This window comes from Streptomyces sp. NBC_00377, from assembly GCF_036075115.1.
GTDB lineage: Bacteria > Actinomycetota > Actinomycetes > Streptomycetales > Streptomycetaceae > Streptomyces.
In genome coordinates this window covers 8084682-8108033 of the sequence record NZ_CP107958.1, presented here as the reverse complement: position 1 = coordinate 8108033, position 23352 = coordinate 8084682, and the positions used below count along the sequence as shown (strand labels likewise).

The 23352-nt window shown below is 71.1% G+C and carries 25 protein-coding genes; 14 read left to right on the top strand and 11 right to left on the bottom strand.

The window, feature by feature from the left end; all coding sequences use genetic code 11:
- Positions 1 to 83: 83 nt before the first annotated feature.
- Positions 84 to 812, top strand: a complete 729-nt coding sequence (locus OHS71_RS36045) for a lysophospholipid acyltransferase family protein (protein WP_328483504.1) — start codon at positions 84 to 86, stop codon at positions 810 to 812.
- A 73-nt stretch (positions 813 to 885) separates the two neighbouring features.
- On the opposite strand, the gene OHS71_RS36040 is transcribed toward OHS71_RS36045, so the two are convergent.
- From OHS71_RS36040 to OHS71_RS36025, 4 genes are all read right to left on the bottom strand, one after another.
- Complete coding sequence (locus OHS71_RS36040; RefSeq protein ID WP_328483503.1) at positions 886 to 1479, bottom strand: transglutaminase domain-containing protein; 594 nt, start codon at positions 1477 to 1479, stop codon at positions 886 to 888.
- 101 nt (positions 1480 to 1580) lie between these two features.
- Entirely contained in the window at positions 1581 to 2651 is a 1071-nt protein-coding gene (locus OHS71_RS36035; protein ID WP_328483502.1) for a threonine aldolase family protein, read from the bottom strand.
- Positions 2648 to 3394, bottom strand: coding sequence for an SDR family oxidoreductase (locus OHS71_RS36030; protein WP_328483501.1), 747 nt, complete (start codon positions 3392 to 3394; stop codon positions 2648 to 2650). Before OHS71_RS36030 ends, OHS71_RS36035 begins: the two co-directional genes overlap by 4 nt.
- A 35-nt stretch (positions 3395 to 3429) precedes the next feature.
- Positions 3430 to 4827, bottom strand: a complete 1398-nt coding sequence (locus OHS71_RS36025; RefSeq protein ID WP_328483500.1) for a DUF6421 family protein — start codon at positions 4825 to 4827, stop codon at positions 3430 to 3432.
- Positions 4828 to 5114: 287 nt separating this feature from the next.
- Between OHS71_RS36025 and OHS71_RS36020 the strand changes: the two genes are divergently transcribed.
- Positions 5115 to 5798, top strand: coding sequence for a glycerophosphodiester phosphodiesterase (locus tag OHS71_RS36020; RefSeq protein ID WP_328483499.1), 684 nt, complete (start codon positions 5115 to 5117; stop codon positions 5796 to 5798).
- A 105-nt stretch (positions 5799 to 5903) separates the two neighbouring features.
- Here OHS71_RS36020 and OHS71_RS36015 read toward each other — a convergent pair whose 3' ends face one another.
- Positions 5904 to 6440: a GNAT family N-acetyltransferase gene (locus OHS71_RS36015; protein ID WP_328484760.1), complete on the bottom strand. Its 537-nt coding sequence runs from the start codon at positions 6438 to 6440 to the stop codon at positions 5904 to 5906.
- Positions 6441 to 6513: 73 nt separating this feature from the next.
- On the opposite strand from OHS71_RS36015, the gene OHS71_RS36010 reads away from it, so the two are divergent.
- Both OHS71_RS36010 and OHS71_RS36005 read left to right on the top strand, forming a co-directional pair.
- Positions 6514 to 6906 (top strand): VOC family protein, encoded by a 393-nt coding sequence (locus OHS71_RS36010; protein WP_328483498.1) that lies wholly within the window; start codon positions 6514 to 6516, stop codon positions 6904 to 6906.
- Between the two features lie 117 nt (positions 6907 to 7023).
- Entirely contained in the window at positions 7024 to 7788 is a 765-nt protein-coding gene (locus OHS71_RS36005) for a VOC family protein (protein WP_328483497.1), read from the top strand.
- A gap of 79 nt (positions 7789 to 7867) precedes the next feature.
- On the opposite strand, the gene OHS71_RS36000 is transcribed toward OHS71_RS36005, so the two are convergent.
- Positions 7868 to 8467, bottom strand: a complete 600-nt coding sequence (locus OHS71_RS36000; protein ID WP_328483496.1) for a MarR family winged helix-turn-helix transcriptional regulator — start codon at positions 8465 to 8467, stop codon at positions 7868 to 7870.
- A complete protein-coding gene (locus OHS71_RS35995) occupies positions 8464 to 10074 on the bottom strand; it encodes an FUSC family protein (protein WP_328483495.1) in 1611 nt (536 codons plus the stop codon). The genes OHS71_RS36000 and OHS71_RS35995 overlap by 4 nt, the downstream gene beginning before the upstream one ends.
- Before the next feature lie 287 nt (positions 10075 to 10361).
- Between OHS71_RS35995 and OHS71_RS35990 the strand changes: the two genes are divergently transcribed.
- The 4 genes from OHS71_RS35990 (at position 10362) to OHS71_RS35975 (ending at position 13510) form a co-directional block, all read left to right on the top strand.
- Entirely contained in the window at positions 10362 to 10904 is a 543-nt protein-coding gene (locus OHS71_RS35990; protein WP_328483494.1) for a DUF5134 domain-containing protein, read from the top strand.
- A gap of 81 nt (positions 10905 to 10985) precedes the next feature.
- Positions 10986 to 11921 carry a M56 family metallopeptidase gene (locus OHS71_RS35985; protein WP_328483493.1) on the top strand — a complete coding sequence of 312 codons (936 nt, stop codon included), beginning with the start codon at positions 10986 to 10988 and terminating at the stop codon, positions 11919 to 11921.
- Positions 11922 to 12270: 349 nt separating this feature from the next.
- The gene (locus OHS71_RS35980; protein WP_328483492.1) at positions 12271 to 12921 is read left to right on the top strand and encodes a PASTA domain-containing protein; all 651 of its coding nucleotides are present in this window, start codon (positions 12271 to 12273) and stop codon (positions 12919 to 12921) included.
- Between the two features lie 94 nt (positions 12922 to 13015).
- Positions 13016 to 13510, top strand: a complete 495-nt coding sequence (locus OHS71_RS35975) for a DUF3883 domain-containing protein (RefSeq protein ID WP_328483491.1) — start codon at positions 13016 to 13018, stop codon at positions 13508 to 13510.
- Positions 13511 to 13625: 115 nt separating this feature from the next.
- Here the strand turns inward: OHS71_RS35975 and OHS71_RS35970 are convergent, their stop codons facing one another.
- Both OHS71_RS35970 and OHS71_RS35965 read right to left on the bottom strand, forming a co-directional pair.
- A complete protein-coding gene (locus OHS71_RS35970) occupies positions 13626 to 13751 on the bottom strand; it encodes a hypothetical protein (RefSeq protein ID WP_328483490.1) in 126 nt (41 codons plus the stop codon).
- An 11-nt stretch (positions 13752 to 13762) separates the two neighbouring features.
- Positions 13763 to 14068, bottom strand: coding sequence for a hypothetical protein (locus OHS71_RS35965; RefSeq protein ID WP_328483489.1), 306 nt, complete (start codon positions 14066 to 14068; stop codon positions 13763 to 13765).
- 243 nt (positions 14069 to 14311) lie between these two features.
- Here OHS71_RS35965 and OHS71_RS35960 point away from each other — a divergent pair, with 243 nt between their 5' ends.
- From OHS71_RS35960 to OHS71_RS35950, 3 genes are all read left to right on the top strand, one after another.
- Complete coding sequence (locus OHS71_RS35960; RefSeq protein ID WP_328483488.1) at positions 14312 to 14983, top strand: phosphatase PAP2 family protein; 672 nt, start codon at positions 14312 to 14314, stop codon at positions 14981 to 14983.
- 26 nt (positions 14984 to 15009) lie between these two features.
- Positions 15010 to 15498 (top strand): hypothetical protein, encoded by a 489-nt coding sequence (locus OHS71_RS35955; protein WP_328483487.1) that lies wholly within the window; start codon positions 15010 to 15012, stop codon positions 15496 to 15498.
- A 252-nt stretch (positions 15499 to 15750) separates the two neighbouring features.
- The gene (locus OHS71_RS35950; protein WP_328483486.1) at positions 15751 to 16425 is read left to right on the top strand and encodes a TetR/AcrR family transcriptional regulator; all 675 of its coding nucleotides are present in this window, start codon (positions 15751 to 15753) and stop codon (positions 16423 to 16425) included.
- Here the strand turns inward: OHS71_RS35950 and OHS71_RS35945 are convergent.
- The gene (locus tag OHS71_RS35945) at positions 16413 to 17915 is read right to left on the bottom strand and encodes an LVIVD repeat-containing protein (RefSeq protein WP_328483485.1); all 1503 of its coding nucleotides are present in this window, start codon (positions 17913 to 17915) and stop codon (positions 16413 to 16415) included. The two genes, OHS71_RS35950 and OHS71_RS35945, sit on opposite strands and share 13 nt — an antisense overlap.
- A 189-nt stretch (positions 17916 to 18104) precedes the next feature.
- Between OHS71_RS35945 and OHS71_RS35940 the strand changes: the two genes are divergently transcribed.
- Together OHS71_RS35940 and OHS71_RS35935 are read left to right on the top strand one after the other, a co-directional pair.
- Positions 18105 to 18743 (top strand): DUF305 domain-containing protein, encoded by a 639-nt coding sequence (locus OHS71_RS35940; RefSeq protein ID WP_328483484.1) that lies wholly within the window; start codon positions 18105 to 18107, stop codon positions 18741 to 18743.
- A gap of 317 nt (positions 18744 to 19060) precedes the next feature.
- The gene (locus OHS71_RS35935) at positions 19061 to 20425 is read left to right on the top strand and encodes an FAD-dependent oxidoreductase (protein ID WP_328483483.1); all 1365 of its coding nucleotides are present in this window, start codon (positions 19061 to 19063) and stop codon (positions 20423 to 20425) included.
- A 290-nt stretch (positions 20426 to 20715) separates the two neighbouring features.
- On the opposite strand, the gene OHS71_RS35930 is transcribed toward OHS71_RS35935, so the two are convergent.
- Positions 20716 to 22056 (bottom strand): extracellular catalytic domain type 1 short-chain-length polyhydroxyalkanoate depolymerase, encoded by a 1341-nt coding sequence (locus OHS71_RS35930; RefSeq protein WP_328483482.1) that lies wholly within the window; start codon positions 22054 to 22056, stop codon positions 20716 to 20718.
- A 425-nt stretch (positions 22057 to 22481) separates the two neighbouring features.
- Between OHS71_RS35930 and OHS71_RS35925 the strand changes: the two genes are divergently transcribed.
- Positions 22482 to 23303 carry a pectate lyase gene (locus tag OHS71_RS35925; protein WP_328483481.1) on the top strand — a complete coding sequence of 274 codons (822 nt, stop codon included), beginning with the start codon at positions 22482 to 22484 and terminating at the stop codon, positions 23301 to 23303.
- The last annotated feature ends 49 nt before the right edge of the window (positions 23304 to 23352 follow it).

Sequence of the window (23352 nt, the reverse complement as noted above, 5' to 3'; positions counted from 1 at the left end):
GCGAGATGCCGTAAACCTACGGCTGCGTAACTTTGCCGCCGGGAGGCATCCCCGGCAAAGAGAAGGAAGGGTTCGCCCCGCCCATGGCAGAGCTTGTCTACCGTCCCGTCGTCGGCCTCGCCCAGACCCTGTTCAAGGCCTGGGACCTCAAGATCGACTGCAAGGGATCGGAGAACATCCCGCGCTCGGGCGGAGCCGTGCTGGTGAGCAATCACATCAGCTACCTCGACTTCATCTTCGACGGCCTGGCCGCGCTCCCGCAGAAACGCCTCGTTCGTTTCATGGCGAAGGAGTCCGTCTTCCGCCACAGGATCTCCGGCCCCCTGATGCGCGGCATGAAGCACATCCCGGTGGACCGCAACCAGGGCGAGACGGCCTACGCGCACGCCCTCGAGTCGCTGCGCTCGGGCGAGATCGTCGGAGTCTTCCCCGAGGCCACCATCTCGCAGTCGTTCACGCTCAAGAGCTTCAAGTCGGGTGCGGCCCGGATGGCCCAGGAGGCGGGCGTCCCGCTGATCCCGGTGGCGCTGTGGGGTACGCAGCGGCTGTGGACCAAGGGCCACCCCCGCAACTTCAAGCGCAGCCACACCCCGATCACCATCCGCGTCGGCGAGGCTCTCGAGGCCTCCCGTGACAAGTACGCGGGCGCCATCACCCGGCAGCTGCGCGAGCGCGTCCAGGAGCTTCTGGAGGCCGCTCAGCGGGCCTACCCGGTCCGCCCCAAGGACGCGAACGACACCTGGTGGATGCCGGCCCACCTGGGCGGCACGGCACCGACACCGGAGCAGGTCCGCGCGGCCGAGGCGCGCTGACGCCCCTTCCCCGCCGTCGCCCCGAGCGGGTGAGCCCCGGGCCGGTGTCCGCCCGCCCGGGGCTCGCCCGCGCTCACAGCGCGGCGGGGAGGGTCTTCCACAGACGCGGCCGGTCCGGGGCCGCCCGCAGGGCGCCGAGGACCGCAGGGTGCGGTGCCGCGTGGAGGCCGGGGTAGTCCAGCTCGCCCGCCCCGGGGTCGGGGCGGAAGGCCAGCCGTTCGCCGTCGAGGGAGAACCGCGCGTCCACACCCGGCTTGTTGCCGCGCGGATCCTGGCGGTGCCAGGCCCCGCCGAACCGCACGGCGACGAGTCCGTGCAGGACGTGTCCGTCCCCCTCGTCGTGCGCGAAGCGCTGGTAGCACAGCGCGGTCGGGATGTCCTCGGCCCGCAACAGCGCGGCGAGTGCGTGCGCCTTGGCGTGGCAGATGCCCGTCCCCTGCGCCAGCACGTCCGAGGCGCGCCAGGTCACGCGCGGGTCGTCGGCGTCCTGCGAGTGCGTGATGGCGTCGCGGACGAACTCGAAGGCAAGGCGCGCATAGGCATACGAGTCCTGCGCGTCCCTCGCGAGGCGCGCGGCTGTGTCCCGCACCAGCGGATGGTGGTGGTCGATGACCTCATCAGCCGCTAGATAGGCGGAAAGGTCGGGGTTCTCCTGGATCAGCTCCATGGCGGGAGAGCATAGGAATGCGATCACCCGAGAGTCAATGACTTTTCAGGTGACCGCATATCTATGCATCGCAACGGACGTCGGACGGCTGATCCGTCACGCTACCGCGCCATCTCCTCCTTGACCGCGGCGACGAAGGTGTCCACGTCGTCCTCCGTCGTGTCGAACGCGCACATCCAGCGCACGACACCCGCCGCCTCGTCCCAGAAGTAGAACCGGAACTTCTTCTGGAGGCGCTCGCTCACGTCGTGCGGCAGCCGCGCGAACACGCCGTTGGCCTGCACCGGGTGAAGGATCTCCACCCCGTGCACGGCCCGCACACCCTCCGCGAGCCGCTGAGCCATCTCGTTGGCGTGGCGGGCATTGCGCAGCCACAGGTCCTTGGCGAGCAGGGCCTCCAACTGCACCGACACGAAGCGCATCTTGGAGGCGAGCTGCATGGACAGCTTGCGCAAGTGCCTCATGTGACGGACGGCGTCCTGGTTGACGACGACCACCGCCTCGCCGAACAGCGCGCCGTTCTTCGTCCCGCCCAGCGAGAGGATGTCGACGCCGACCGCGTTGGTGAACGTCCGCATCGGGACGTCCAGCGAGGCGGCCGCGTTGGCTATCCGGGAGCCGTCCAGGTGCACCTTCATGCCGTGCGCGTGGGCGTGGTCGCAGATGGCGCGGATCTCGTCGGGCGTGTAGAGCGTGCCGAGTTCCGTGCTCTGGGTGATCGAGACGACCTGCGGCATCGCGCGGTGCTCGTCCTCCCAGCCCCAGGCCTGCCTGTCGATCAGTTCGGGGGTGAGCTTGCCGTCGGGCGTCGGGACGGTGAGCAGCTTCAGGCCGCCCATCCGCTCGGGCGCGCCGCCCTCGTCCACGTTGATGTGGGCGCTCTCGGCGCAGATCACCGCGCCCCAGCGGTCGGTGACCGCCTGGAGCGCGACGACGTTGGCCCCGGTGCCGTTGAAGACCGGGAAGGCCTCCGCAGAGGAGCCGAAGTGGCTCCGGACGATGCTCTGGAGGTGCTCGGTGTAGTCGTCCTCGCCGTACGCCACCTGATGGCCGCCGTTGGCCAGGGCCAGGGCGGCCATCACCTCCGGGTGGGCCCCGGCGTAGTTGTCACTGGCGAAACCGCGGATCTCCGGGTCGTGGTGGCGCCGCGCGTCGGTCTTCGAAGGGTTCACGGCTTCTCGGTGAGCCACAGACGCTGTCCGTTCACTTCATGGGCGGGCTTGTCCCAGACCCCGGCGATGGCCTCGGCCAGGTCCTTGACGTCCGTGAAGCCCGCGAACTTCGCGTTGGGGCGGTCGGCGCGCATCGCCTCGTGCACCAGCGCCTTCACCACCAGGATCGCAGCCGCCGAGGTCGGCCCCTCGGCGCCCCCGGCCTTGCGGAAGGCGTCGGCGAGCGCGAGGGTCCACGCCTCCGCGGCGGCCTTGGCGGCGGCGTAGGCGGCGTTGCCCGCGGTGGGCTTCGAGGCGCCGGAGGCGCTGATGAGCACATAACGGCCGCGCTCGCTGCGCTGGAGGCCCTCGAAGAAGGCGAGGGATGTGTGCTGCACGGTCTTGACGAGCAGCAGTTCCAGCAGGTCCCAGTCGTCCAGGCTGGTCTTGATGAACGTCTCGCTGCCGCGCCAGCCGCCCACCAGGTGGACCACTCCGTCGATCCGGCCGAACTCCTTCTCGACGCGGCTCGCCCACTCCCGGGTCGAGTCCAGGTCGAGCAGGTCCACCGGCTCGCCGGTGACCGTGGCGCCCCCGGCCCCGTAGCGGGCCGCGTCGACGGCCTCCGCCAGGCGCTCGGGGTCGTTGTCCGCGCCAACGACGGTCGCGCCGGCCTCGGCGAGCCTGAGCAGTGCCGCCCGGCCGGCGGGTCCGCCCGCACCGGCCACCGCGATCACCGCACCGTTGAGAGCCCCGTTCCCCATCCTTGCCTCCTGCTGAGCGGTGTTCGTACGGTCGCTCACGCGGCGACCCTCTCGGCGCTGTCCGCCGTGATGCCCTTGGTGGAGGCGATCACGTTCTTCAGCTTCTTGGACAGTGCCTCATAGAACATGCTCAGCGGAAACTCGTCCGGAAGCACGTCATCGACGAGTTTGCGGGGCGGCTGGGTCAGGTCCAGGGCGTCGGGGCCCTTGGCCCACCTGGAGCCCGGGTGCGGGGCGAGGTAGGCGGAGACCAGCTCGTAGCCGGCGAACCAGTGGACGAGCTTCGGACGGTCGATGCCGTCGCGGTACAGCGTCTCGATGTCGGCGCAGAGCTGGTTGGTGACCTCCGGGGCCCGCTGCCAGTCGATGTGCAGCTTGTTGTCCGTCCAGCGGACGACGTCGTGCTTGTGCAGGTAGGCGAAGAGCAGCTGGCCGCCGAGACCGTCGTAGTTGCGGACCCGCTCACCGGTGACCGGGAAGCGGAACATGCGGTCGAGGAGGACCGCGTACTGCACGTCACGCGCCTGCGGGACGTCGTCGGCCTCCAGCTTCACGGCCTCCTTGAAGGCGGTGAGGTCGCAGCGCAGTTCCTCCAGGCCGTACATCCAGAACGGCTGGCGCTGCTTGATCATGAAGGGGTCGAAGGGCAGGTCGCCGTGGCTGTGGGTGCGGTCGTGGACCATGTCCCACAGAACGAAGGCCTCCTCGCAGCGCTTCTGGTCGTGGACCATGGCGGCGATGTCCTCGGGCAGCTCCAGGCCCAGGATGTCGACGGCGGCGTCGGTCACCCGGCGGAAGCGGGCGGCCTCACGGTCGCAGAAGATGCCACCCCAGGAGAAACGTTCCGGCGCTTCGCGGACGGCGATGGTCTCCGGGAAGAGGACGGCCGAGTTGGTGTCGTAGCCGGCCGTGAAGTCCTCGAAGGTGATGCCGCAGAACAGCGGGTTGTCGTAGCGGGTGCGCTCCAGCTCGGCGAGCCACTGCGGCCAGACCATGCGCAGCACGACGGCTTCCAGGTTGCGGTCCGGGTTGCCGTTCTGCGTGTACATGGCGAAGACGACCAGATGCGTCTGGCCGTCGCGGCGGTTCGCGGCGGGCTGGAAGGCCAGCAGCGAGTCGAGGAAGTCCGGCACCCCGAAGCCGCCGTCGGCCCAGACCCGCAGGTCCTTGACCAGCGCGCGGTGGTAGTCGGCGTCGTGCGGGAGCAGCGGGGACAGCTCCTCGACGGCCTCGATCACCCGCAGGACCGCCTGCTCGGCATCCGTGCCCGTGGGCGCGCCCTCGGCCGCGAAGTCGATCGATCCGTCCTTCGACTGCCAGGGCCGGATCCCCTCCACGGCATCCTTGAGCACGCGCCACGCCGGGTGCTCCACCACCCTGACCGCCGGAGGAACCTGCTCCCCCGTAGCTGCCTGCACAAGAATTTCCGTCATGTCCCATCCTTCGCTGGAGAAACTCGCGTCAGCACACCGTATGCACAGCGGCTTTCCTCCAGCAAGTGGACCTTCGGGAAATTATCCTGCGCGCCCATGTCTTCACCGCACTTTTTCCTGCCGGACACCGGAGGTGCGACGACTTCCGTCCGAGACGGTCCGACAGGTCGGATCGCCGCGCGGGGCGGGTAGGGGAACCCTCGGTGCACGCGCATGTCCTTGCGGGCCCGGGACCACTAGGCTGCGTGCGCCTCCAGCCCCCGCCGTCGACGGAAGCGAGTCGTGTCTTGAACTTCCTCACCATCGGTCACCGCGGAGTCATGGGCGTCGAGCCCGAGAACACCCTGCGTTCCTTCGTCGCCGCCGAGCACGGCGGTCTGGACGTCATCGAACTCGATCTGCACCTGAGCAAGGACGGCGCTCTGGTGGTCATGCACGACCCCGAAGTGGACCGTACGACCGACGGGAGCGGGCCCGTCGCCGACCGGACGCTCGCGGAGCTGCGGACCCTCGACGCGGGCCGGGGAGAGCGCGTCCCGATCTTCGAGGAGGTCCTGGACGCCGTACGGCTCCCGCTCCAGGCCGAGATCAAGGACGTCCTTGCGGCACGGGCGCTGGCCGAGGTGATGCGGGCGCGGGACCTGGTGGAGCGCGTGGAGGTGTCCTCCTTCCACGACGAGGCCCTCGTGGAGATCGCCCGGCTCGTCCCCGGGGTGCGCACCGCGCTCATCGGCAGCCGCTACGGCCTCGACATCGTGGACCGCGCCGTGGAGGCCGGCGCCACGACGGTCTGCCTCAACCTGCGCCGGCTCACCCTGGAGGTCGTCGAGGAGGCGCGGAAGCGGGACCTGCGGATCATCGGCTGGGTGGTCAACACACAGGACCAGCTGCGGCTCGTCCGCGCCCTCGAACTGGACGGCGCGACCACCGACTACCCGGAGATCAGGCGCACCGGCCGCTTCACGGCGTAGGACCTGGCGGCCCGGAAGCCCACGGCACAGGACCTCGGCGCACACCACCTCACGGCACGCAGCCTCACGGCGCGGGTGTGCGCCGCGCAGGTGCGGTCCTGGTGGTCAGACCAGCTCCTTCACCAGCAGCTCGAACTCCAGGTCGTCGCGCTGCGGGATGCCGAAGCGCTCGTCGCCGTAGGGGAACGGGGTCATGCGGCCGGTACGGCGGTAGCCGCGCCGCTCGTACCAGGCTATGAGGTCCTCGCGTACGGAGATCACGGTCATGTGCATCTCGGTGACACCCCAGATCTCGCGGGCCTGCCGCTCGGCCTCGGCCATGACCGTCCTGCCGAGGCCGGCCCCCTGGACCGCGGGGCTTACGGCGAACATGCCGAAGTAGGCGTGTCCGTCGCGTTGTTCGAGCTGGCAGCAGGCGACGATCCGGCCCTGCTGCTCGACCGTGAGCAGCCGGCTGTCCGGCGCCTTGATGACCGCGAGCACACCGTCGGGGTCGGTCCTCTGCCCCTGGAGGATGTCCGCCTCCGTCGTCCACCCTGCCCGGCTGGACTCCCCCCGGTAGGCCGACTCGATGAGGGCGACGAGCGCGTCCACGTCGGCATCGGTGGCGTCTCGGAAGGTGAAGGCGGCGGCGGTGTCCATGCGGGTGGTCTCCGGTGTCTGACTCGGCTGGGGCACGAGAAGCGTAGACCCTTCGCCGGTACGCTCCGGATGCATGGTGCACGTACTCAGCAGCAGGACCCTGCTCCGACCGACCGACCCCGAACGTTCCCGCGCCTTCTACGGGGAGCAGCTGGGTCTGGGCGTCTACCGCGAGTTCGGGACGGGGCCCGAGCGCGGGGTCGTCTACTTCCTCGGCGGCGGCTTCCTGGAGGTCTCGGGCCGCTCGCGGACCACGCCGGAACCCGCCGTACGGCTGTGGCTCCAGGTGGCGGACGTGGCGGCGGCGCACGACGAACTGCGGGCCAAGGGCGTGACGGTCGTCCGGCCACCGGTGCGCGAGCCCTGGGGGCTGCTCGAGATGTGGATCGCCGATCCGGACGGCACACCGATCGTCCTGGTCGAGGTACCGGCGGACCACCCGATCCGGTACCGGCCGGGGATCTGAGCGAGCCGGCCGCGACGGGCCGCCCGGGACGGGCCTGCGGGTCGTGCTGCCACCGGATGCCACGGACCGGGCCCGGGCATAGCGTGCTGAAAGGGGTCCCTTTCGGAAGGAACAGCCATGAAGCTCGACGCGCCCGTGCCCGGCGGGCCCTGCTGGGCCGAGCTGGGGACCGGTGACCTGGAGGCGGCGAAGCGGTTCTACGCGGAGCTGTTCGGCTGGCGCGCGCAGACGGATCCGCGCCAGGAGGCGGGCGGCTACACGGTCGCGCATCTCGACGGCGCGGCTGTCGCCGCCCTCAGTCCCCTGTACCAGGAAGCACAGCCGTGCGCCTGGAACGTGTCGTTCGCGGTGACCGACGCCGATGTCAGCGCCCGGCTGCTCACGGAGGCCGGCGGCACGGTGCTGGTCGGCCCGATGGACGTCTTCGACGCGGGCCGCTTCGCGGTCGCCCTCGATCCGGGCGGCGCCGCGTTCCAGCTGTGGCAGGCGCGGGCCTTCCCGGGCGCAGGGCTGTTCAACGCGCCCGGCTCGCTCGGCTGGGTCGAGCTGCTGACCCGTGACCCCGGCCGGGCGGAGTCCTTCTACACGACGGTGTTCGGCTGGACCGTCGGCTCCTCGGAGAACTACGTCCACTGGGGTGTCGGCGGCGCCGACTTCGGCGGCATGATCGCGATGGACGAGAAGTTCCCGCCCGAGGTGCCCCCGCACTGGCTGCCGTACTTCGCGGTGGCGGACGTGGACGCGTCCACGTCGACGGCGGTGGCCGCGGGCGGCACCGCCCTCATGGAACCGACCTCGGTACCGGACGGTCCGCGGATCGCCCTGCTGCGGGACCCCCAGGGCGCGGTGTTCGGCGTGTACCGGGCGGCGGACGAGAAGTGAACGTGGGGACGCGCGGCGACGGGCCGCGTCGTCCGCAGCCGCGCCGGTGTCGCCGCGGACAGCCGCGCCGGCCGGGCGCTCAGACGCGCAGCGCCCGCATGTGCCCCTCCAGCCGGCTCAGCAACTCGCCCAGCAGGTCGGCCAGTTCACCCTGCCGACCGTCGTCCAGGGCGGAGAGCACGGCACTCTCGTAGGTGAGTTGCTCGGGCATGAGCCCGTCGACGAGGTCACGCCCGGTGTCCGTGAGGCGCAGGTGCGCGACCCGTCGGTCCCGGGTGTCGACGCGGCGGTCCACCAGGCCGCGTTCGGTGAGCTGCTTGAGACGCTTGGTGACGGCCGCCCCCGAGGAGAAGGTCTCGCGGGCCAGTTCCCCGGGAGTCAGCTCGTGGCCGGTGCGGCGCAGCGCGCCCAGCAGGTCGAACTCGGCACGGCTCAGTCCGGCTCGGCGCAGCGGAGCGTCCTCCGCCTGCTGGAGGAGGGCGGCACAGCGGTTGACGCGGCCGATGATCTCCATCGGGCCGGTGTCCAGGTCGGGCCGCACGGTCTGCCACTGCCGTACGACCGCGGCGACCGTGTCGCTGCGTGCCGGGTCGCCCGTGCCCGTCCGGTCGGCCTCACCCGCGTCGTCCGGCCCGTTCGATCCGGTCCCGGCCGCCACCCGTCCCTGCGTCGCCGTCATCGCCGTACGTCCTCCTCGGTGGTCGCGTTCCGGTCCAGGAGCAGCCCCTGGCGCCGTACCGTCGCCGCGAGCGTACGGTGTCCGCACTGTTCGGCCGCCACGACCCGCTCCTCGGGCAGCGCCCGCTGCCACCACTCGCCGGACGCGGCGTCGGCGGTGGCACGCAGGTCGACCAGCGCGGCGGCGAGACCGCGCCGGGCGGACTCCAGGGTGCCGGGGGCGGGGCACGGCTCCGCCAGGAGGCGGGCGGTCTGCTCCCGCTTCCGTTCGACGGCCGTCAGGGCGTGTCCGAGGCGGTCGCCGGCCCTTCGGTCGGTGACGACGACCGCGGCGACGAAGCCGACGACGGCGCCGACAAAGGTGTCCGCGAGCCGGTCGGTGATCAGTCGCCCGGAGTCCTGGGCCCGCGCGAACTCGGTGACGAGCAGCGCCATCGGGGTCACACAGACGCTGCCGAGCCAGTAGTTGCGGCTGATCAGCGCTTCGGCGCCGAAGTTCAGCACGAGGCACACCAGCACGAGCGCCGCCTGGGTGAGACGGGTCAACGGGACCAGCGCGGCGAAGGCGAGGACGCCGACCAGGTTGCCGACGACGCGCTGGACCGCGCGCCTCCAGGTGAGCGTGACGTTCGCCTGGTACAGGGACGCGGCGGTGACCAGGGCCCAGTAGGGCCGGCCCACGCCGAGGGCGAGGGAGACGTAGCCGGCGAAGGCGCAGCCGAGTGCGGTGCGTGTGGCGATCGGGGCGAGGGCGCCGAGTCGCAGCCATGGCGGCGGCGCCGCGGCGGCGACTTCGGCGTCGACGCCGAGGAGCTCGTCGTCGTCCACGAGATCGCCCGGATGCAGGACCGGGCCGGTGCCCCGCAGCCGCCGGGCCCAGCCGCGCAACCGTGTCGGGTCGGTGTCGGCGGGGGCGGCGAGGGCGATCTCGGCACGCACGACGAGTCGTTCCAGGGCCCGGCGGGTCTGCGTCGGGCGGGCCGACAGGAGGGTCTGCCAGGCGGTGTGCACGGCGGCGGCCGCGGCGGCGCGGGTCCGGACGTGGTGGTCGCCGACGCCGTCCGTCGCGGCGTACGCCGCGGCCGCGGTCAGGGCGTGGGCGGTGGCGCGGCGCTCGGGGCCGTGCGGCCGCACCAGTGCGGGCGCCATGCCGATCAGCCAGGCCCAGGCGCCGGCGGCGAGCGCGAGTCCCAGACGGCCGGGCACCTGCCCGGGGGTCTGGGGGACGAACAGCGCGGCGGAGCTGATGAAGGTGAGGACGACGTTGCCGGGCGGGCCGAGGCGCGTCGCGTCGCAGAGGACCTTCTGCGCGGCCGCGAGGAGGGCACCGACGGTGACCAGGGCGACGGCGTCGGTGGTGAGCGAGGCCGTGAGCAGGGCGACGGCCAGGCCACCGGTCATGCCCAGCACCACCCATGCCAGGACCTTGGCCCGGGCCGGGTAGGGGCGGTTGTGGGCGTACAGCGCGCACAGGGACCCCGCCATGGTGTACATCGCCAGATCCAGCCGTCCCAGGGCCAGCAGGATCAGGTTCGGCGGGGCGACCGCGGCGAGCACGCTCAGAGCGGGCTTGAACCAGATGTCGGAGGGGCGGCCGAGGCGCAGCACACCGGCGAGCGGGAGTCGGGACGCGGCCGGCGACCCGGCGCGCGAGCGGCCCGACCGGGTTCACCAGCCGGTTCGAGGCGGGATCCGCGGCGGGACCGCACGCCGGGTCCGTGGTCGGGGCGCTGAGGGCTCGCACTGCTCATATCCATCAATTTAGCATGTGTTTTACTCGTGAATCATCTCGTGCCCCGCCGAACGCTCCCCGTGTACACCCTTGCGCCCGCGTGCGCAGGATCCCCGATGGGCATCGCAATCCTCGATTGCGGACGTCGAGCGGGGAGGTGCGCGTGCACGGACCGGCTTCGCCCGGCTGGCTGCTGGTGGCGCTGTGTGCGGCGACCGGCGCCTACTGTCTGCTGCGGATGCGCAGCAAGGTCGAGGAACAGCGCAGGGCTGCGGGCGGCGAGGCGCTGATGGGCTTCGGAATGGCCGCGATGGCCGTGCCCCCGGCCGCGTTCACCCTGCCGTCGTGGGTCTGGCCCGCGTTCGCGGCCGTCTTCGCGGGGGCCGCGCTGCGGGCCCTGTGGGCGGCTCGCGCGAGCGCCCACCACCTGCACCATCTGGTGGGGGCCGGGGCCATGGCCTACATGGCGGCCGCGATGGCCGCAGCCCCCGCGCACACGCACGGGCACGGCGGCTCAGGCGTCCCCGTGCTGACGGGGGTGCTGCTCCTGTACTTCGCCGGGTACGTCCTGCTCTCCGGGGTCCGGCTGCTGCCGGTGGCCGGGGCGGGTGCCGCGGCCGTCGCCTGGAGCGACCGGCCCGAAGTGTCGCGGGCATGCCGGCTGTCGATGGGGATCGGGATGCTGGCCATGCTCCTTGCCCTGTGAACACGGGCCGGGCGTGGCCTGCGTCACTTCACGCCGGGAAGCCGTACCCCCGAGCGGTACGCCGCTCATAGGCTGCTGCTCATGATGGTCCCCGCGGTACTGCTGCTGCTCGGTGCCCTGACCGCCGTGATCGCCCCCCAGTTGATCGCCCGGGCCGACTGGCCGGACCGCGAACCGGTGATCGCCCTGTGGGCGTGGCAGTGCGTCGTGGCCGCGGTGCTGCTGTGCTGCGTGTTCTCGATGACGCTCAGCGCGGCGGCGGCCTGGCAGGCGGTGCGCGGTCATGTCTTCGCGCCGGCCCCGCGCTCGGTGGTGGAGGCGTACGCGCTGGGCACGACAGGCCCCTGGGCCGCGGCGACCGCGGTGGCACTCGCGTGCGGCGGGCTGTGGACCGGGGCCATGCTCGTGCGGGAGGTCCTGCGGAGCCGGGCCGGACGCCGCACCCGGCATGCCGAACTCAGTGCCCGCGCACCGCTGTTGCCGGGTGAGGACCCGATGCCGGGACGGTTGCTCGTACTGGAGGCCGAGCGGGCCGACGCCTGGTGGCTGGCGGGTGCGGCGCCTCGGCTGGTGGTCACCACGGCCGCGCTGCGGCGACTGAAGGGGCGCCAGCTCGACGCCGTGCTCGCGCACGAGCAGGGGCACGTCCAGGCGCGTCACGACTGGCTGTTGCACTGCTCGGCGGCGCTGGCCACCGGGTTTCCGCAGGTGCCGGTGTTCGCCGCGTTCCGCGACGAGATGCACCGGCTGGTCGAGCTGTCGGCCGACGACATGGCCTCCCGCCGCTTCGGCCGGCTGACGACCGCGCTGGCGCTGGTCGAACTCAACGAGGACCGGGGGGTGTTCGGCCCCTCCCCCGCCCCGCAGGCCCATGTCCCGCACCGCGTGCACCGGTTGCTCACGCCGCCCGGCCGGCTCACCGCGGCCCGCAGGCTACGCCTGACGGCGGCGGCCTCACTCGTACCGGCGATCCCGGTACTGGTGACCCTGGTGCCCGCACTGCGCGCACTCGGCTGAACGGGCCCCTCGTTGGCGAGACCCTGCCGCGCAGGAAGGCTGCGGCGCCGTGGGGGTCGATGCTGAACGCTCCTCTCCACGCCGACAGCTGGCAGAAGCCCGCGTCGCAAGTTTGCCGCCCGCCGAATGCGCCCGGCTGCCTCCTCGGTGGCTTGTGAGCACCGCGTGAGGAGCGCGTCACCGGCTTGTGACCACGATCGAGTGATGGTTCAAGGGCTGGTCGACGTCGGCGCATCCACTCGCCTGCATCCGTCCATTCGGATTACAGCACCGTCACGCAGGGCACACGGTCACACTGCTGCCTCTACCCTCACGCGGTATCACAACCTGTACCAACTGGGGGGCAATCATGGCCAACTGGAAACTTATCGGCGGCATCACCGCAGGCGTACTCGTCATCGGCGGCCTCGGATCAGCCTGCGACGACAACAGCACCAACACCGGCAGCACGACGGCCACAACCGACACCCCCGCCACCGCAACGGCCAAAACCGACGACACGGCCAGCAGCAAGACCGAGATGAAGCCGATCCCCAGCTTCGTCGGCATGGGCCTCCAATCCGCCCAAGACACCGCCCAGGCCGCCGGATTCTTCAGTCTGGCCTCGCACGACTCTCTCGGCCGCGACCGCATGCAGGCCCTCGACCGGAACTGGAAGGTCTGCTCTCAAAACGTCATGGCCGGCAAGACCGTGTCGACGGACACCAAACTCGACTTCGGCGCCGTAAAGCTCGACGAGACCTGCCCGGCCACAGATGAGAAAGCCCCCGAGGCAGCCGGTAGCACGATGCCCGACTTCGGTGGCAAGTCCGTGAAGGCCGCCCGCGCGGCGCTCGACTCGGGCATTTCGATCACCGTCACCGACGTGTCCGGAGACGACCGGTTCATCCTCGTGGAGTCGAACTGGAAGGTGTGTACCCAGACTCCGAAGGCAGGGACGAAGCTGAACGGGCAGCCCGTCGAGTTCGGCGCGGTCAAGTTCGAGGAAACGTGCCCCTGATGGCCAACTGCTGGAAGGGGTGGGCCCCGGCTCCTCAGCGGGCTCGGGTGGAAGGCAGGGTACATGTGCCGGGCGCGACATGGAGCTGTGAGTCATGAACTCGACTGAGCGCACTGCCGTTGAACTGGCCATCCGCTACGAGCAATCACAGGGCCGCCACGTCACCGACGTCGGTGACAGCTGGCGTCCAGGCCTCTCCGGGAAAGTTCGAGCGTGGACTCAAGCGCGTCATCCTGGTGCCCGCAGCTTCACGTGTGACTTGGTGTCGTGTGAACCGGACGGCGGGATCGCCCGGTTGATCGAGGTCAAGGGCAGGCGGGGGCGCCGCACATCGGTTTCGATCCTGGACCGGCAGCGGAAGGCGATGCTCGACCTCGGGCCGGACTGGTGGTTGTACGTGGTGCTGGATTGTGAGACGGCCCCGGTCCTCGTCGTGGTCCGGGAGCCGGGCAGGTTGCCCTGGCAGTTGGTCACTCCCGCACCGGAGCTGCCGGAAGGGCAGTACCGCGGGGTGGGCGATGAGGGCCTATGGCACACGATGCCTGCGGACGTCCTCGCCCTGGGAGAGCAGGTCGGTGTTCCCTTGTGACCCGGCGACGGACGTGGAATGGCCCCGGTCGGCGACGGGTGGCGCCGACCGAGGCCGCGGTTCCCGCCCGCCCTCCGTGACGCCTGGGGTACGAGAGCGAGCGGGCCGCTGGTGCTCAGCCCTTGGGCGGGACGAGACACACCCGCTTGGGCTGCGGCTGCGGGTCACGGGACCGAGGCTGCTGCGTGCGCTTCCACACCGCCAGCGTTTCCGCGTACCGCGGGTCAATCCATTCGGCCATGTCGCCTCCCATCAGCAGGGAGGCTGGACCACGCCGCCGGGCTTCGGCTTCGGTGTGATGACGATGGTGCAGTCCGGGGAGTGCTGGCACTTCGCCGCCACGGACGCGAGCGTCTCGTCGGACGGCGGCCCCCACAGCTGCGGGTCCGCCTCCCACCCGAGTTCGGTGATCTTCTCGCGCGTGCGGTCGAGGATCGGCGGGTCGTCGTTCGTCGGGTCACAGCCCGGGAAATGGTGGACGAAGCCGCCGCCCGGCCGCTCGCAGAGATCGGCGTACAGGGCGGTGTGGGGGATGAGGGCGTGCCATCCCTCGTCCACGATCAGCGACGGCGCGAGACCGACGCCCGGGTTGCGGGAGCAGGCAGCCGCACCGGAGCGGGCGGAACCGGCCCAGGACCCCGGCCGGCCCTCCGGCGACGAGGACTGCGGCCCCCCGGACGGGGAAGAGCAACCTCGACGATCCGGTACGGCGCCCGGGGCCCCGGGCCCTGGGCCCCGGGCCCCGGACCGGCCCACCACCCGGGTTCGCCTCCGGCACCACCGTTCGGCGAGGATTTCCCCATGCACACCCCGTCCGTCGACTCCCCGCCCCGCTCCTCGGCCGTGCGCACGACGCTGCGGACCGCCCTGGCTCTGGGGGTGTGCTCCGCGCTGCTCCTCGTCCTGGTCGCGGCCGCGTGGCACCCCCTGGTCTCCGTCGACGGCGACATCTCCCGCACCACCCACCGCTGGGCGGTCGCCGACCCCGACGTCACCCAGGTCTGCCGCATCCTCACGGACTGGGTCTGGGACCCGTTGACCATGCGTCTGCTGGGAGCCGCGGTCGCCGTGTGGCTGGTGTGGCGGCACGCGGACTGGTGGACGGCCGGGTGGCTGGTCGTCGCCTCCGCGATGGGCACGCTGATCCAGCAGGCCCTCAAGGCCGGGGTGGGCCGCGCCCGTCCGGTCTGGCCCGATCCGGTCGACTCCGCCCACTACGCGGCGTACCCCTCCGGACACGCGCTGACCGCGACGGTGGTGTTCGGCCTCCTGCTGTGGCTGCTGCACCGGCACGGCGCCTCCCCCGTCCTGTGGCGTACGGCGCTGGCGGTGGCGCTGGTCTCCGTGGTGGGCGTGGGACTGACCCGGATCTGGCTCGGTGTGCACTGGCCCTCCGACGTCCTCGGCGGCTGGCTGCTGGGCGCCATGCTGGTGGCGCTGGCGATCGCGGCCCATCAGCGCCGGCATCCGTGACCGCGTCCCGGCGCAGGTATGGCTACGTGGGGCCGGAGGACGTACGGCGGGCGGTCGCTCCCGGCGCCGGCGGCAGGGTGATCCGCTGCGCCGCGGACCTGCACACGTGGACGCAGGCGGAGGCGGGGACGGACGGGGAGCCGATCACGTACGTCGTCGGGCTCGACGCCTTGCTGCGGCTCGCACCCCGGCGCAGCGAGCACGTGGCCTGCGCGGGCGCCGCCGACGTCCTCGGCGCGGGCGAGATCTCGTTCCGGCACACGCCGCACGGACCGCACGTCGACGAGATCAGCAACCAGTCCACCGGCTACTGCCCGGACCCCGACTGCTGGCCGGCGGTGGCCGCCGCCCTGGACCGGGCCGGCATCGGCCGTCCCGACGGCTTCACCCACGCGCTGGTGTTCCGGCGCTGCGAGCGGTGCGGGGAGAACAACGTCGTGCGTGAGGAGGTGTTCGGCTGCGTGTTCTGCGACAGCGATCTCCCGCTCGCGTGGAACGTGTCGCACGTGAGGTGACTCCGCCGGACCGGCAAGGCGGGCGGGAAGCACGGGGCCCGCGAGATCCGCACGGTGACCCCACGGTTCGGGGACTCGGCTCACCGTCCCCCGACAGTCGCCTCAGGCCACTGTCGGGGGCGCGGCCGCCCACTCTGGACGATCCCCCGCGTCGCCCAGAGCAGGCGGCAACCCGGCGTGCTCCGAAACGGAACCCGACCGGGACGTCCTGAGTATAGTTGGCTGCCAGCCAGTCAACGCAGGAGTTACAGAATGTCCCCGCGCAGCGCCTCGGTCAATGAAGAATTGCGGCGGCGTTCCCGCGAGCGGCTGCTTCAGGCCGCGGTGGAGCTCGTGAGCGAGCGCGGTTACGAGGCGACGACGCTCGGTGACATCGCGGACCGGGCCGGCTCGGCGCGCGGTCTGGTGTCGTACTACTTTCCCGGCAAGCGTCAGCTGGTCCAGTCGGCCGTGCACCGGCTGATGCACCGCACGCTGGAAGAGGCGCTGGAGCGGGAGCCGCGCACCGAGGACGGCCGGGAGCGGATGGCTCGGGCCATCGACGGCATCCTGGGGCTCGCCCGGGACCGTACGGTGCTGATGCGCCAGCACATGGCGGGGCTGCTACAGGCCGAGGGCTTCGTACAGTGCCCGGAGCAGCAGCGGCTGGCGGAGCTGCTGCGGGAGACCGCCGCCCGGCACGGTTCCCAGGACGTCGATCACGACTACCCGATGCTGCGTTCCCAGCTCATGGGAGCCGTCTACGCGATGGTGCTGCCGAACGTGCCCCTGCCGCTCACGACGCTGCGCGCCGAACTGTTCGCGCGCTACCGGCTCGACTGGGAGCAGGGGGTCCCGCCGGACGCCGAGGCGACCGGCGGGACCACCGACACCGATCTGTCGCGGTTCTTCGCGACGGAGGCGCCGACCGGCGATCAGTCGAAGTAGTCCGGCTGTGTCTGGACGTTGAGCTCACGCATGTGGATGCGCTTCGCCGGGTCCGTGCGCCGGTCGCTCAGCTTCAGCACGTCGAAGCCCTTGGCGATGTCGTTCGAGTAGATGTACCCGTTGTAGTAGTACGCCGACCAGGAGCCGCCGGTCCTCATCACCTGGGTGTCCAGCGGACCGCGCTCGAAGTAGGCGATCTCCTTCGGCTTCGAGGAGTCGGTGAAGTCCCAGACGGAGACACCGCCCTGGTACCAGGCCTGCACCATGATGTCCTTGCCCTTGACCGGGATCAGCGAGCCGTTGTGGGCCACGCAGTTCTCGGTGTCCGCCTGGTGGCGGGGGATCTTGTAGTAGCTGCGGAAGACGAGCTTGCGCTTGTCCCCCTTGCCGACGATGTCGTAGATGCCGTCGGCGCCCTTGTCCGGGCCGGTCGCCGCGTTGCAGGTGGCGGCGCCGCCACCGCCCAGCTCGTCGGTGAACACGACCTTGTCCGCCTTCTGGTTGAAGGTCGCCGAGTGCCAGAACGCGAAGTTCACGTTGTCCTGCACCCGGTCGACGACCTTCGGGTGCTCCGGGTCCTTGATGGAGAAGAGGATTCCGTCACCCATGCAGGCGCCCGCCGCCAGGTCCTTGTCGGGCAGGACCGTGATGTCGTGGCAGCCGGTCGTCTTGGAGACCCCGGGGTTGGTGGGCGAGCCCGGGTTGCCGCCGCCGTCCGGCCCCTCCCCCGGGAACAGGACGGGGAAGCTCACGACCGCGGCCTTCTCCGGCGACTTGCGCGGCACCTTGATGACCGAGATGCCGTCGTGCGGGGGCTGGCAGTCCGGGTAGGCGGCGTTCGGCGAGTACGAGGAGACGTAGACGTAGACGTTCTTGCGCTCGGGCACCAGGGTGTGGGTGTGCGAGCCGCAGGCGGTCTCGACGGCGGCGACGTACTTCGGGTTCGCCTTGTCGCTGATGTCGAAGACCTTCATGCCCTCCCAGGAGGACTTCTCGGTCACCGGCTGCGTGGTGCTGTTGCAACTGCTGTCGCTGCGCGAGGAGTCGGTCGACAGGAAGAGCAGGTCGCCCGAGACGGAGATGTCGTTCTGCGAGCCGGGGCAGAGCACCTGGGCGACCGTCTTCGGTGACTTCGGATTGCTGATGTCGAAGATGCGGAAGCCGTCGTAGTTGCCGGCGAAGGCGTACTTGCCCTGGAAGGCGAGGTCCGAGTTGGTGCCGGGCAGCGCGTCCTTGGGGATGTTCACCAGGTGTTCGATGTTGCTCGAGTGGACGATCGCGTCCTGCCCCGGTATCTCGCCGTCGGCGATCGCCGCCGCCGCGTCGGCCCGGGCGTCCTGGGACACCCGCTGCTCGACGGCGGGACCGTCCCCGGGGTCGGGGGTGGCGGCAGCTGGGACGGTCGTCAGAAGCGCGGCCAGGAGTCCCGTGCACGCGGCGGCGACTCCCAGCCGTCTGCGGCGCGTTCGAAGGTCGTTCAACAGGGTCACTGCGTCCTCCCTTGTAGCCGTTCACGAGGAACGGTTCGCGGTGCTCCGAAGTATCGTCTTCATCATGCACATATCAAGCGCTGGCAACGCACTCGTAATGAATCTTTCCGTCCGTCAGCGCGATCCACAGTGCAAGGATTCGGACAGGGACGGACCCCGTTCCCAACTCGCCCGCTACAGGAGGTCGTTGTGCTCGTCCGTCGCGTGACCCTCGTCTCAGCTTCGCTGCTGCTCGCACTCGTGCTCACGGGGTGCGACTCCGGGACGGACACCAAGTCCGGGGCGGCGAGCGGCCCTTCGGTGATCGTGCCGGGCAAGCCCGGCGAGTCGAACCGGACCCTGTCCGCGCAGGACGCGGCAGGCCGGCGCGTCGACGACGACACGCCCAACTCCGCCGACGTGGCGTACGCCCGGATGATGATCCAGCATCACGCCCAGGCCCTGAAGATGACCGAACTGGCCCCGCAGCAAGCAGAGTCGAAGTCCGTCAAGGGGCTCGCGGCACGGATCGGCGCCGGGCAGGGGCCGGAGATCAAGGCCATGCAAGCCTGGCTCGCGACCTACGGCGAGGAAGGGACGAGCGGCGGGCACGAGCACACGGCGATGCCCGGCATGGCCACCGAGGCACAGCTGACCGAACTCCGCGCAGCGCGTGGCAAGGCGTTCGACGCGCTCTTCCTCACCCTGATGATCACTCATCACGGGGGCGCCCTCAGCATGGCCACGGACGTCAAGGCGCACGGCAACAACGTACGGATCGAGGAGATGGCGGACGACGTGATCGCGCAGCAGACGAGTGAGATCACCCGGATGCGCGCGATGCAGTGAGGCCCCTCGCCGGCGGGCTTGCCCCTCGGCCCCGTCATCGGGGACCCGGCGGCTCCCTGGCGCCCTCGGGGGCGGCCGCCTCCCACACGCCGTCCGGGGCGACCCCGCGAGCCGCCTCACCCGCGCCTTCCACGCCCTCGGCATCCGCCGCGCCGCACGCCTCGGAGCCACCTCACGCAAAGTGACCACTGATCACTTTGCGCAGCGACGGCCATGTGGGCGCCGGGTCCGCGCGGCACCCTGTCAGCGCGGCCGTCCTGGTGCCATGCTGGACGGACCAGCGATCTCCTCCGTCCCCCTGGGTAAGGAGTTCCGCCGTGCTGCGTGTCGCCGTCGTCGGCTCAGGGCCGAGTGGGGTCTACACCGCCCAGAGTCTGGTCCAGCAGGACCCCGAGGTGCTCGTCGACGTCCTGGACCGGCTGCCGTGCCCGTACGGGCTCGTGCGGTACGGCGTCGCACCCGACCACGAGAAGATCAAGTCGTTGCAGAACAACCTGCGCGCGGTGCTCGAGCACGAGCGGGTGCGCTTCCTCGGCGGGATCAGGATCGGGACGGACGGGGTGCCGCCGGCCCGGCTGCGCGAGCTGTACCACGCGGTCGTGTACTGCGTGGGCGCCGCGGCCGACCGGCATCTCGGCGTCCCCGGCGAGGAACTGCCCGGGAGCTGGTCGGCGACGGAGTTCGTGTCCTGGTACAGCGCCCATCCGGACGCCGCCGACGACGGCTTCCTGCGGGGCGCCCGCTCGGCCGTGGTGGTGGGCCTGGGGAACGTGGCGGTCGACGTCACCCGGATCCTGGCCCGCAGGGCGGCCGAGCTGAGTCCGACCGACATGCCCGAGGCGGCGCTGACCGCGCTCGCCTCGAGCGGGGTCACCGAGATCCACATGGTGGGGCGGCGCGGCCCGTCCCAGGCCCGTTTCACCACCAAGGAACTGCGTGAGCTGGGTGGCCTGCCGGACACCGAGATCATCGTGGACGAGGCGGAACTGGCACTGGATCCGGCGTACGGCGACTCCGCGGGCCTGCCGGCGGCGCAGCGGCGCAACGTGGAGGTGCTGCGCGCGTGGGCGTCCGCGCCCGCCCGGGGCGCCCGGCGGCGGATCCGGCTGCGGTTCTTCCTGCGGCCCGCGGCACTGCTCGCATACGACGGCCGGGTGGGCGCGGTCCGTTTCGAGCGGACCGCGCCGGACCGGCACGGCGGGGTGACGGGCACCGGCCGTTACGAGGACATCGGGGCGCAGTTGGTGCTGCGGTCGGTGGGCTATCGCGGGGTGCCGCTGGAGGGACTGCCGTTCGATCCGGAGCGGGGCACGGTGCCGCACCTGGCCGGGCGGGTCCTGCGGGAGGGCGCCGTGGCGCCGGGCGAGTACGTGGCCGGCTGGATCAAGCGGGGCCCCACAGGCGTCATCGGCACCAACCGGCCGTGCGCCAAGGAGACGGCGACGTCCCTGCTGGCCGACGGCCCCGCCCTGCTACGACGGGAGCTGCCCGGTGATCCGCTCGGGTCGCTGCGGGCCGCGGGGGCCGAGCCCGTCGAGTGGGCGGGGTGGCTGGCGATCGAACGGGCGGAGGCGGAGCTTGGGGCCTCCCTGGGGCGGGGCGTGGTGAAGCTCGCGGACTGGGCGGCACTGCGGACCGCCGCCGGACCGGCCCGGACCGGTCCACGTGGACCCCGCCGGTGATCTCGCTGATCAGACCCTCCGCCCGGTCGCGTGCAAGCCGTCGCGGTCGTGTGCGAGCCGCCGCAGTGGCGTGCAAGCCGTCGCGGTCGTGTGCGAGCCGCCGCAGTGGCGTGAAGCCGTCGCGGTCGTGTGCGAGCCGTCGCAGTGGCGTGAAGCCGTCGCGGTCGGCGGTGAGCGGCCCGTCGAGGACAGGGCGGGGAACCCGGGCAGGGGGAAGTGGTCGTCCGGCGTCGGCCGGAGGCAGTCCGGTGGCGGCCGGAGGCAGGGCGCCACCGACCGCCTCCGTCATGTCAACTCGTGCTGCACACAGTCCCGTTGAGGGTGAAGGAGCCGGGTGCCGCACTGTTTCCGGTGTGGTTCGCCTGGTAGCCGATGGTGACGCTCGCGCCGGGGGCGACTCTGCCGTCGTACGTCGCGTTCGTCGCCGTCACCGCCCCGGAGGCCGGCGCGTAGGTGGCGCCCCAGCCGTTGGTGATGGTCTGGCCCGAGGGCAGGGTGAAGCCGAGCCGCCAGCCGTCGACCGTGGCGGTGCCGGTGTTGGTGAGGGTCACTGAGACGGTCAGGCCGGTGTTCCAGGCGTTGGTCGTCGCGGTCACCCGGCAGCTCCCGGGCTGGGGCTGCGGAGTGGGACCGGAGGCGTCCAGACCGAAGAAGGTGAGCACGCGGGCGGCCATGCCCCAGGCGTACAGGTTGTGGCCGACGCCCTGGAGGCTGACGGCCTCCACGGGAGCCTGGTCACCGGTGCCGCCGTACCGGGTGCGGGTCCAGCCCGACACGGGCGAGTCGGTGGCGGCGGGAGTCTGCCCCACTCCCCGCACATCGGTCCACTGCTTGATCTCCTCCCCGAAGTTGGGGTAGCGCAGCACGTCGTCCTCGGTGCCGTGCCACACCTGCATACGGGGCCGGGGACCGGTGTAGCCGGGATAGGCGCCGCGGACGAGGTCGCCCCACTCCCCGGGGGTGCGGATCACGGTGCCGCCGGAGCAGGCGCTGTTCCACTCGGAGCCGTCGGCGGTGGCGAAGCAGCCGAACGGGACGCCGGAGAAGGCCGATCCGGCGGCGAAAACGTCGGGGTAGTCGCCGAGCAGGACGTTGGTCATCATCGCGCCGGAGGAGATGCCGGTGGCGTAGACGCGGCTGGTGTCGGCCGCGTAGGCGGCGGTCACCCAGTCGATCATCGACTTCACGCCCACCGGGTCACTGCCGCCGTCGCGCCTGAGCGCCTGGGGCGAGGAGACGTCGAAGCACTTGCTGCTGCGGGTGACGGACGGATAGACGATCAGGAAGCCGTACCGGTCCGCGAGTTGCGCGTATTCGGTGCCGGAGTACATCGCGGGCCCGGAGCCTCCGCACCAGTGCACGGCGACGAGCACCGGCGGATGGGCGGTGACGGCGGCCGGGGCGTACACGTACATCTGGAGATTGCTGGGGTTGGCGCCGAAGCCGGTGACCTCGGTGAGGGTGGCCGCGGGGACCGGAGCGGCGGCCCGCGGGCCGTCGGGGACGGCTGGGGCAGCCCGCGGACCGGCGGAGGCAGCGGAGGCGGCGGGGGCGGTGAGGAGAGCGGCCGCGAGCAGGAGCAGCAATGCCCCCGACAGCGAACGCAGGGCTCTCCCGAGGGAGTTCGACACGTGCTTGTCCCTTTCTGGTAGCGGCTCGGGGACGGCGTACGTGAGGTGCGCGAGCGCGAAGCGGCAGCTCGGTAGTCGGCGCGGGCCGGGCGGTCCTCCTCTCTCCGACAGGCCGTGAAGGTGAGGGTCCGCATCGCATCGTGGCATGCACACGCCCGCCATGGAAGCGCTCCCACGCCAACTGTCCGCAAGCCCTTACTGGTTGGCCGAGGCCAGGCGGGGTGGCCGGATGTGTTCTGCGCAAAGCGTTGACTAGAAAGCGCTTGCCCCCTACGTTCCGTTCAGCAGTGTGACCGAGCCGCTCGCGAAACCCGTGAAAATGGCCACTCTGCTGCGGCATGCCGTTCAGCTTCACATACGCAATTCACATGCATGAATCCGCTCTCCTCACCCATCCGCCCCCACCTGGAAGAAGGCATCGGGACATGGCTTCACCAGCAAGTTCGGCAGCACCTGGACGCACCCGCGGGCGCGCCCTCACCGGCGGACTGGCCGCCGTCGGCCTCACGGTTGGCATGATCATGACCAGTGGAGCGCTCACCCCCGCGAGCGCCGCCACCTGGCCCACCGCCAACGGCAGCCAGGCGGTCACCTCGACCATCCCCGTCTCGGGCACGAAGGACTACGGGATGAAGCGCCTCTACGGCGCCGGCGACCTCGGCACCGGCGGTCAGAACGAGGACCAGGACCCCCTCCTCGAACTCGCGGCCGGCGCGGTCCTGAAGAACGTCATCATCGGATCGCCCGCCGCCGACGGCATCCACTGCCTGGGCAGCTGCACGCTGCAAAACGTCTGGTGGGAGGACGTCGGCGAGGACGCGGCGACCTTCCTGGGCTCCTCGTCGTCCAACGTCTACACCGTCTCCGGCGGCGGGGCGAAGGAAGCCAGCGACAAGGTGTTCCAGTTCAACGGCGCCGGGACGCTGAACGTCTCCAACTTCGCCGTGAAGAACTTCGGTACCTTCGTGCGCAGTTGCGGCAACTGCAAGAGCGGCCAGTACAAGCGCACGATCAACCTCAACACCATCGAGGCGACGTACAAGGGCAGTCGGCTCGTCGGCATCAACACCAACTACGGCGACAGCGCGACCCTGAAGAAGATCACCATCGTCGGGGACAGCAGCAAGAAGATCATCCCGTGCCAGAAGTACATCGGGAACAACACGGGCAAGGAACCGACCACCAACGGCAGCAACGCGGACGGCACCTACTGCAAGTACGCGTCGTCCGACATCACCTACAAGTAGTCCCCCCTCCGGCCCCCCACGGTGAGAAGGCGGCCGTACGAAGCGTCCC

What these genes read in the sequence shown, in the direction of transcription:
- OHS71_RS36045 (WP_328483504.1), top strand. Translation starts at nt 84, where the DNA reads ATGGCAGAGCTTGTCTACCGTCCCGTCGTCGGCCTCGCCCAGACCCTG.
- OHS71_RS36040 (WP_328483503.1), bottom strand. Translation starts at nt 1,479, where the DNA reads ATGGAGCTGATCCAGGAGAACCCCGACCTTTCCGCCTATCTAGCGGCT.
- OHS71_RS36030 (WP_328483501.1), bottom strand. Translation starts at nt 3,394, where the DNA reads ATGGGGAACGGGGCTCTCAACGGTGCGGTGATCGCGGTGGCCGGTGCG.
- OHS71_RS36025 (WP_328483500.1), bottom strand. Translation starts at nt 4,827, where the DNA reads ATGACGGAAATTCTTGTGCAGGCAGCTACGGGGGAGCAGGTTCCTCCG.
- OHS71_RS36015 (WP_328484760.1), bottom strand. Translation starts at nt 6,440, where the DNA reads ATGGACACCGCCGCCGCCTTCACCTTCCGAGACGCCACCGATGCCGAC.
- OHS71_RS36010 (WP_328483498.1), top strand. Translation starts at nt 6,514, where the DNA reads ATGGTGCACGTACTCAGCAGCAGGACCCTGCTCCGACCGACCGACCCC.
- OHS71_RS36005 (WP_328483497.1), top strand. Translation starts at nt 7,024, where the DNA reads ATGAAGCTCGACGCGCCCGTGCCCGGCGGGCCCTGCTGGGCCGAGCTG.
- OHS71_RS36000 (WP_328483496.1), bottom strand. Translation starts at nt 8,467, where the DNA reads ATGACGGCGACGCAGGGACGGGTGGCGGCCGGGACCGGATCGAACGGG.
- OHS71_RS35985 (WP_328483493.1), top strand. Translation starts at nt 10,986, where the DNA reads ATGATGGTCCCCGCGGTACTGCTGCTGCTCGGTGCCCTGACCGCCGTG.
- OHS71_RS35980 (WP_328483492.1), top strand. Translation starts at nt 12,271, where the DNA reads ATGGCCAACTGGAAACTTATCGGCGGCATCACCGCAGGCGTACTCGTC.
- OHS71_RS35975 (WP_328483491.1), top strand. Translation starts at nt 13,016, where the DNA reads ATGAACTCGACTGAGCGCACTGCCGTTGAACTGGCCATCCGCTACGAG.
- OHS71_RS35970 (WP_328483490.1), bottom strand. Translation starts at nt 13,751, where the DNA reads ATGGCCGAATGGATTGACCCGCGGTACGCGGAAACGCTGGCGGTGTGG.
- OHS71_RS35960 (WP_328483488.1), top strand. Translation starts at nt 14,312, where the DNA reads ATGCACACCCCGTCCGTCGACTCCCCGCCCCGCTCCTCGGCCGTGCGC.
- OHS71_RS35950 (WP_328483486.1), top strand. Translation starts at nt 15,751, where the DNA reads ATGTCCCCGCGCAGCGCCTCGGTCAATGAAGAATTGCGGCGGCGTTCC.
- OHS71_RS35925 (WP_328483481.1), top strand. Translation starts at nt 22,482, where the DNA reads ATGGCTTCACCAGCAAGTTCGGCAGCACCTGGACGCACCCGCGGGCGC.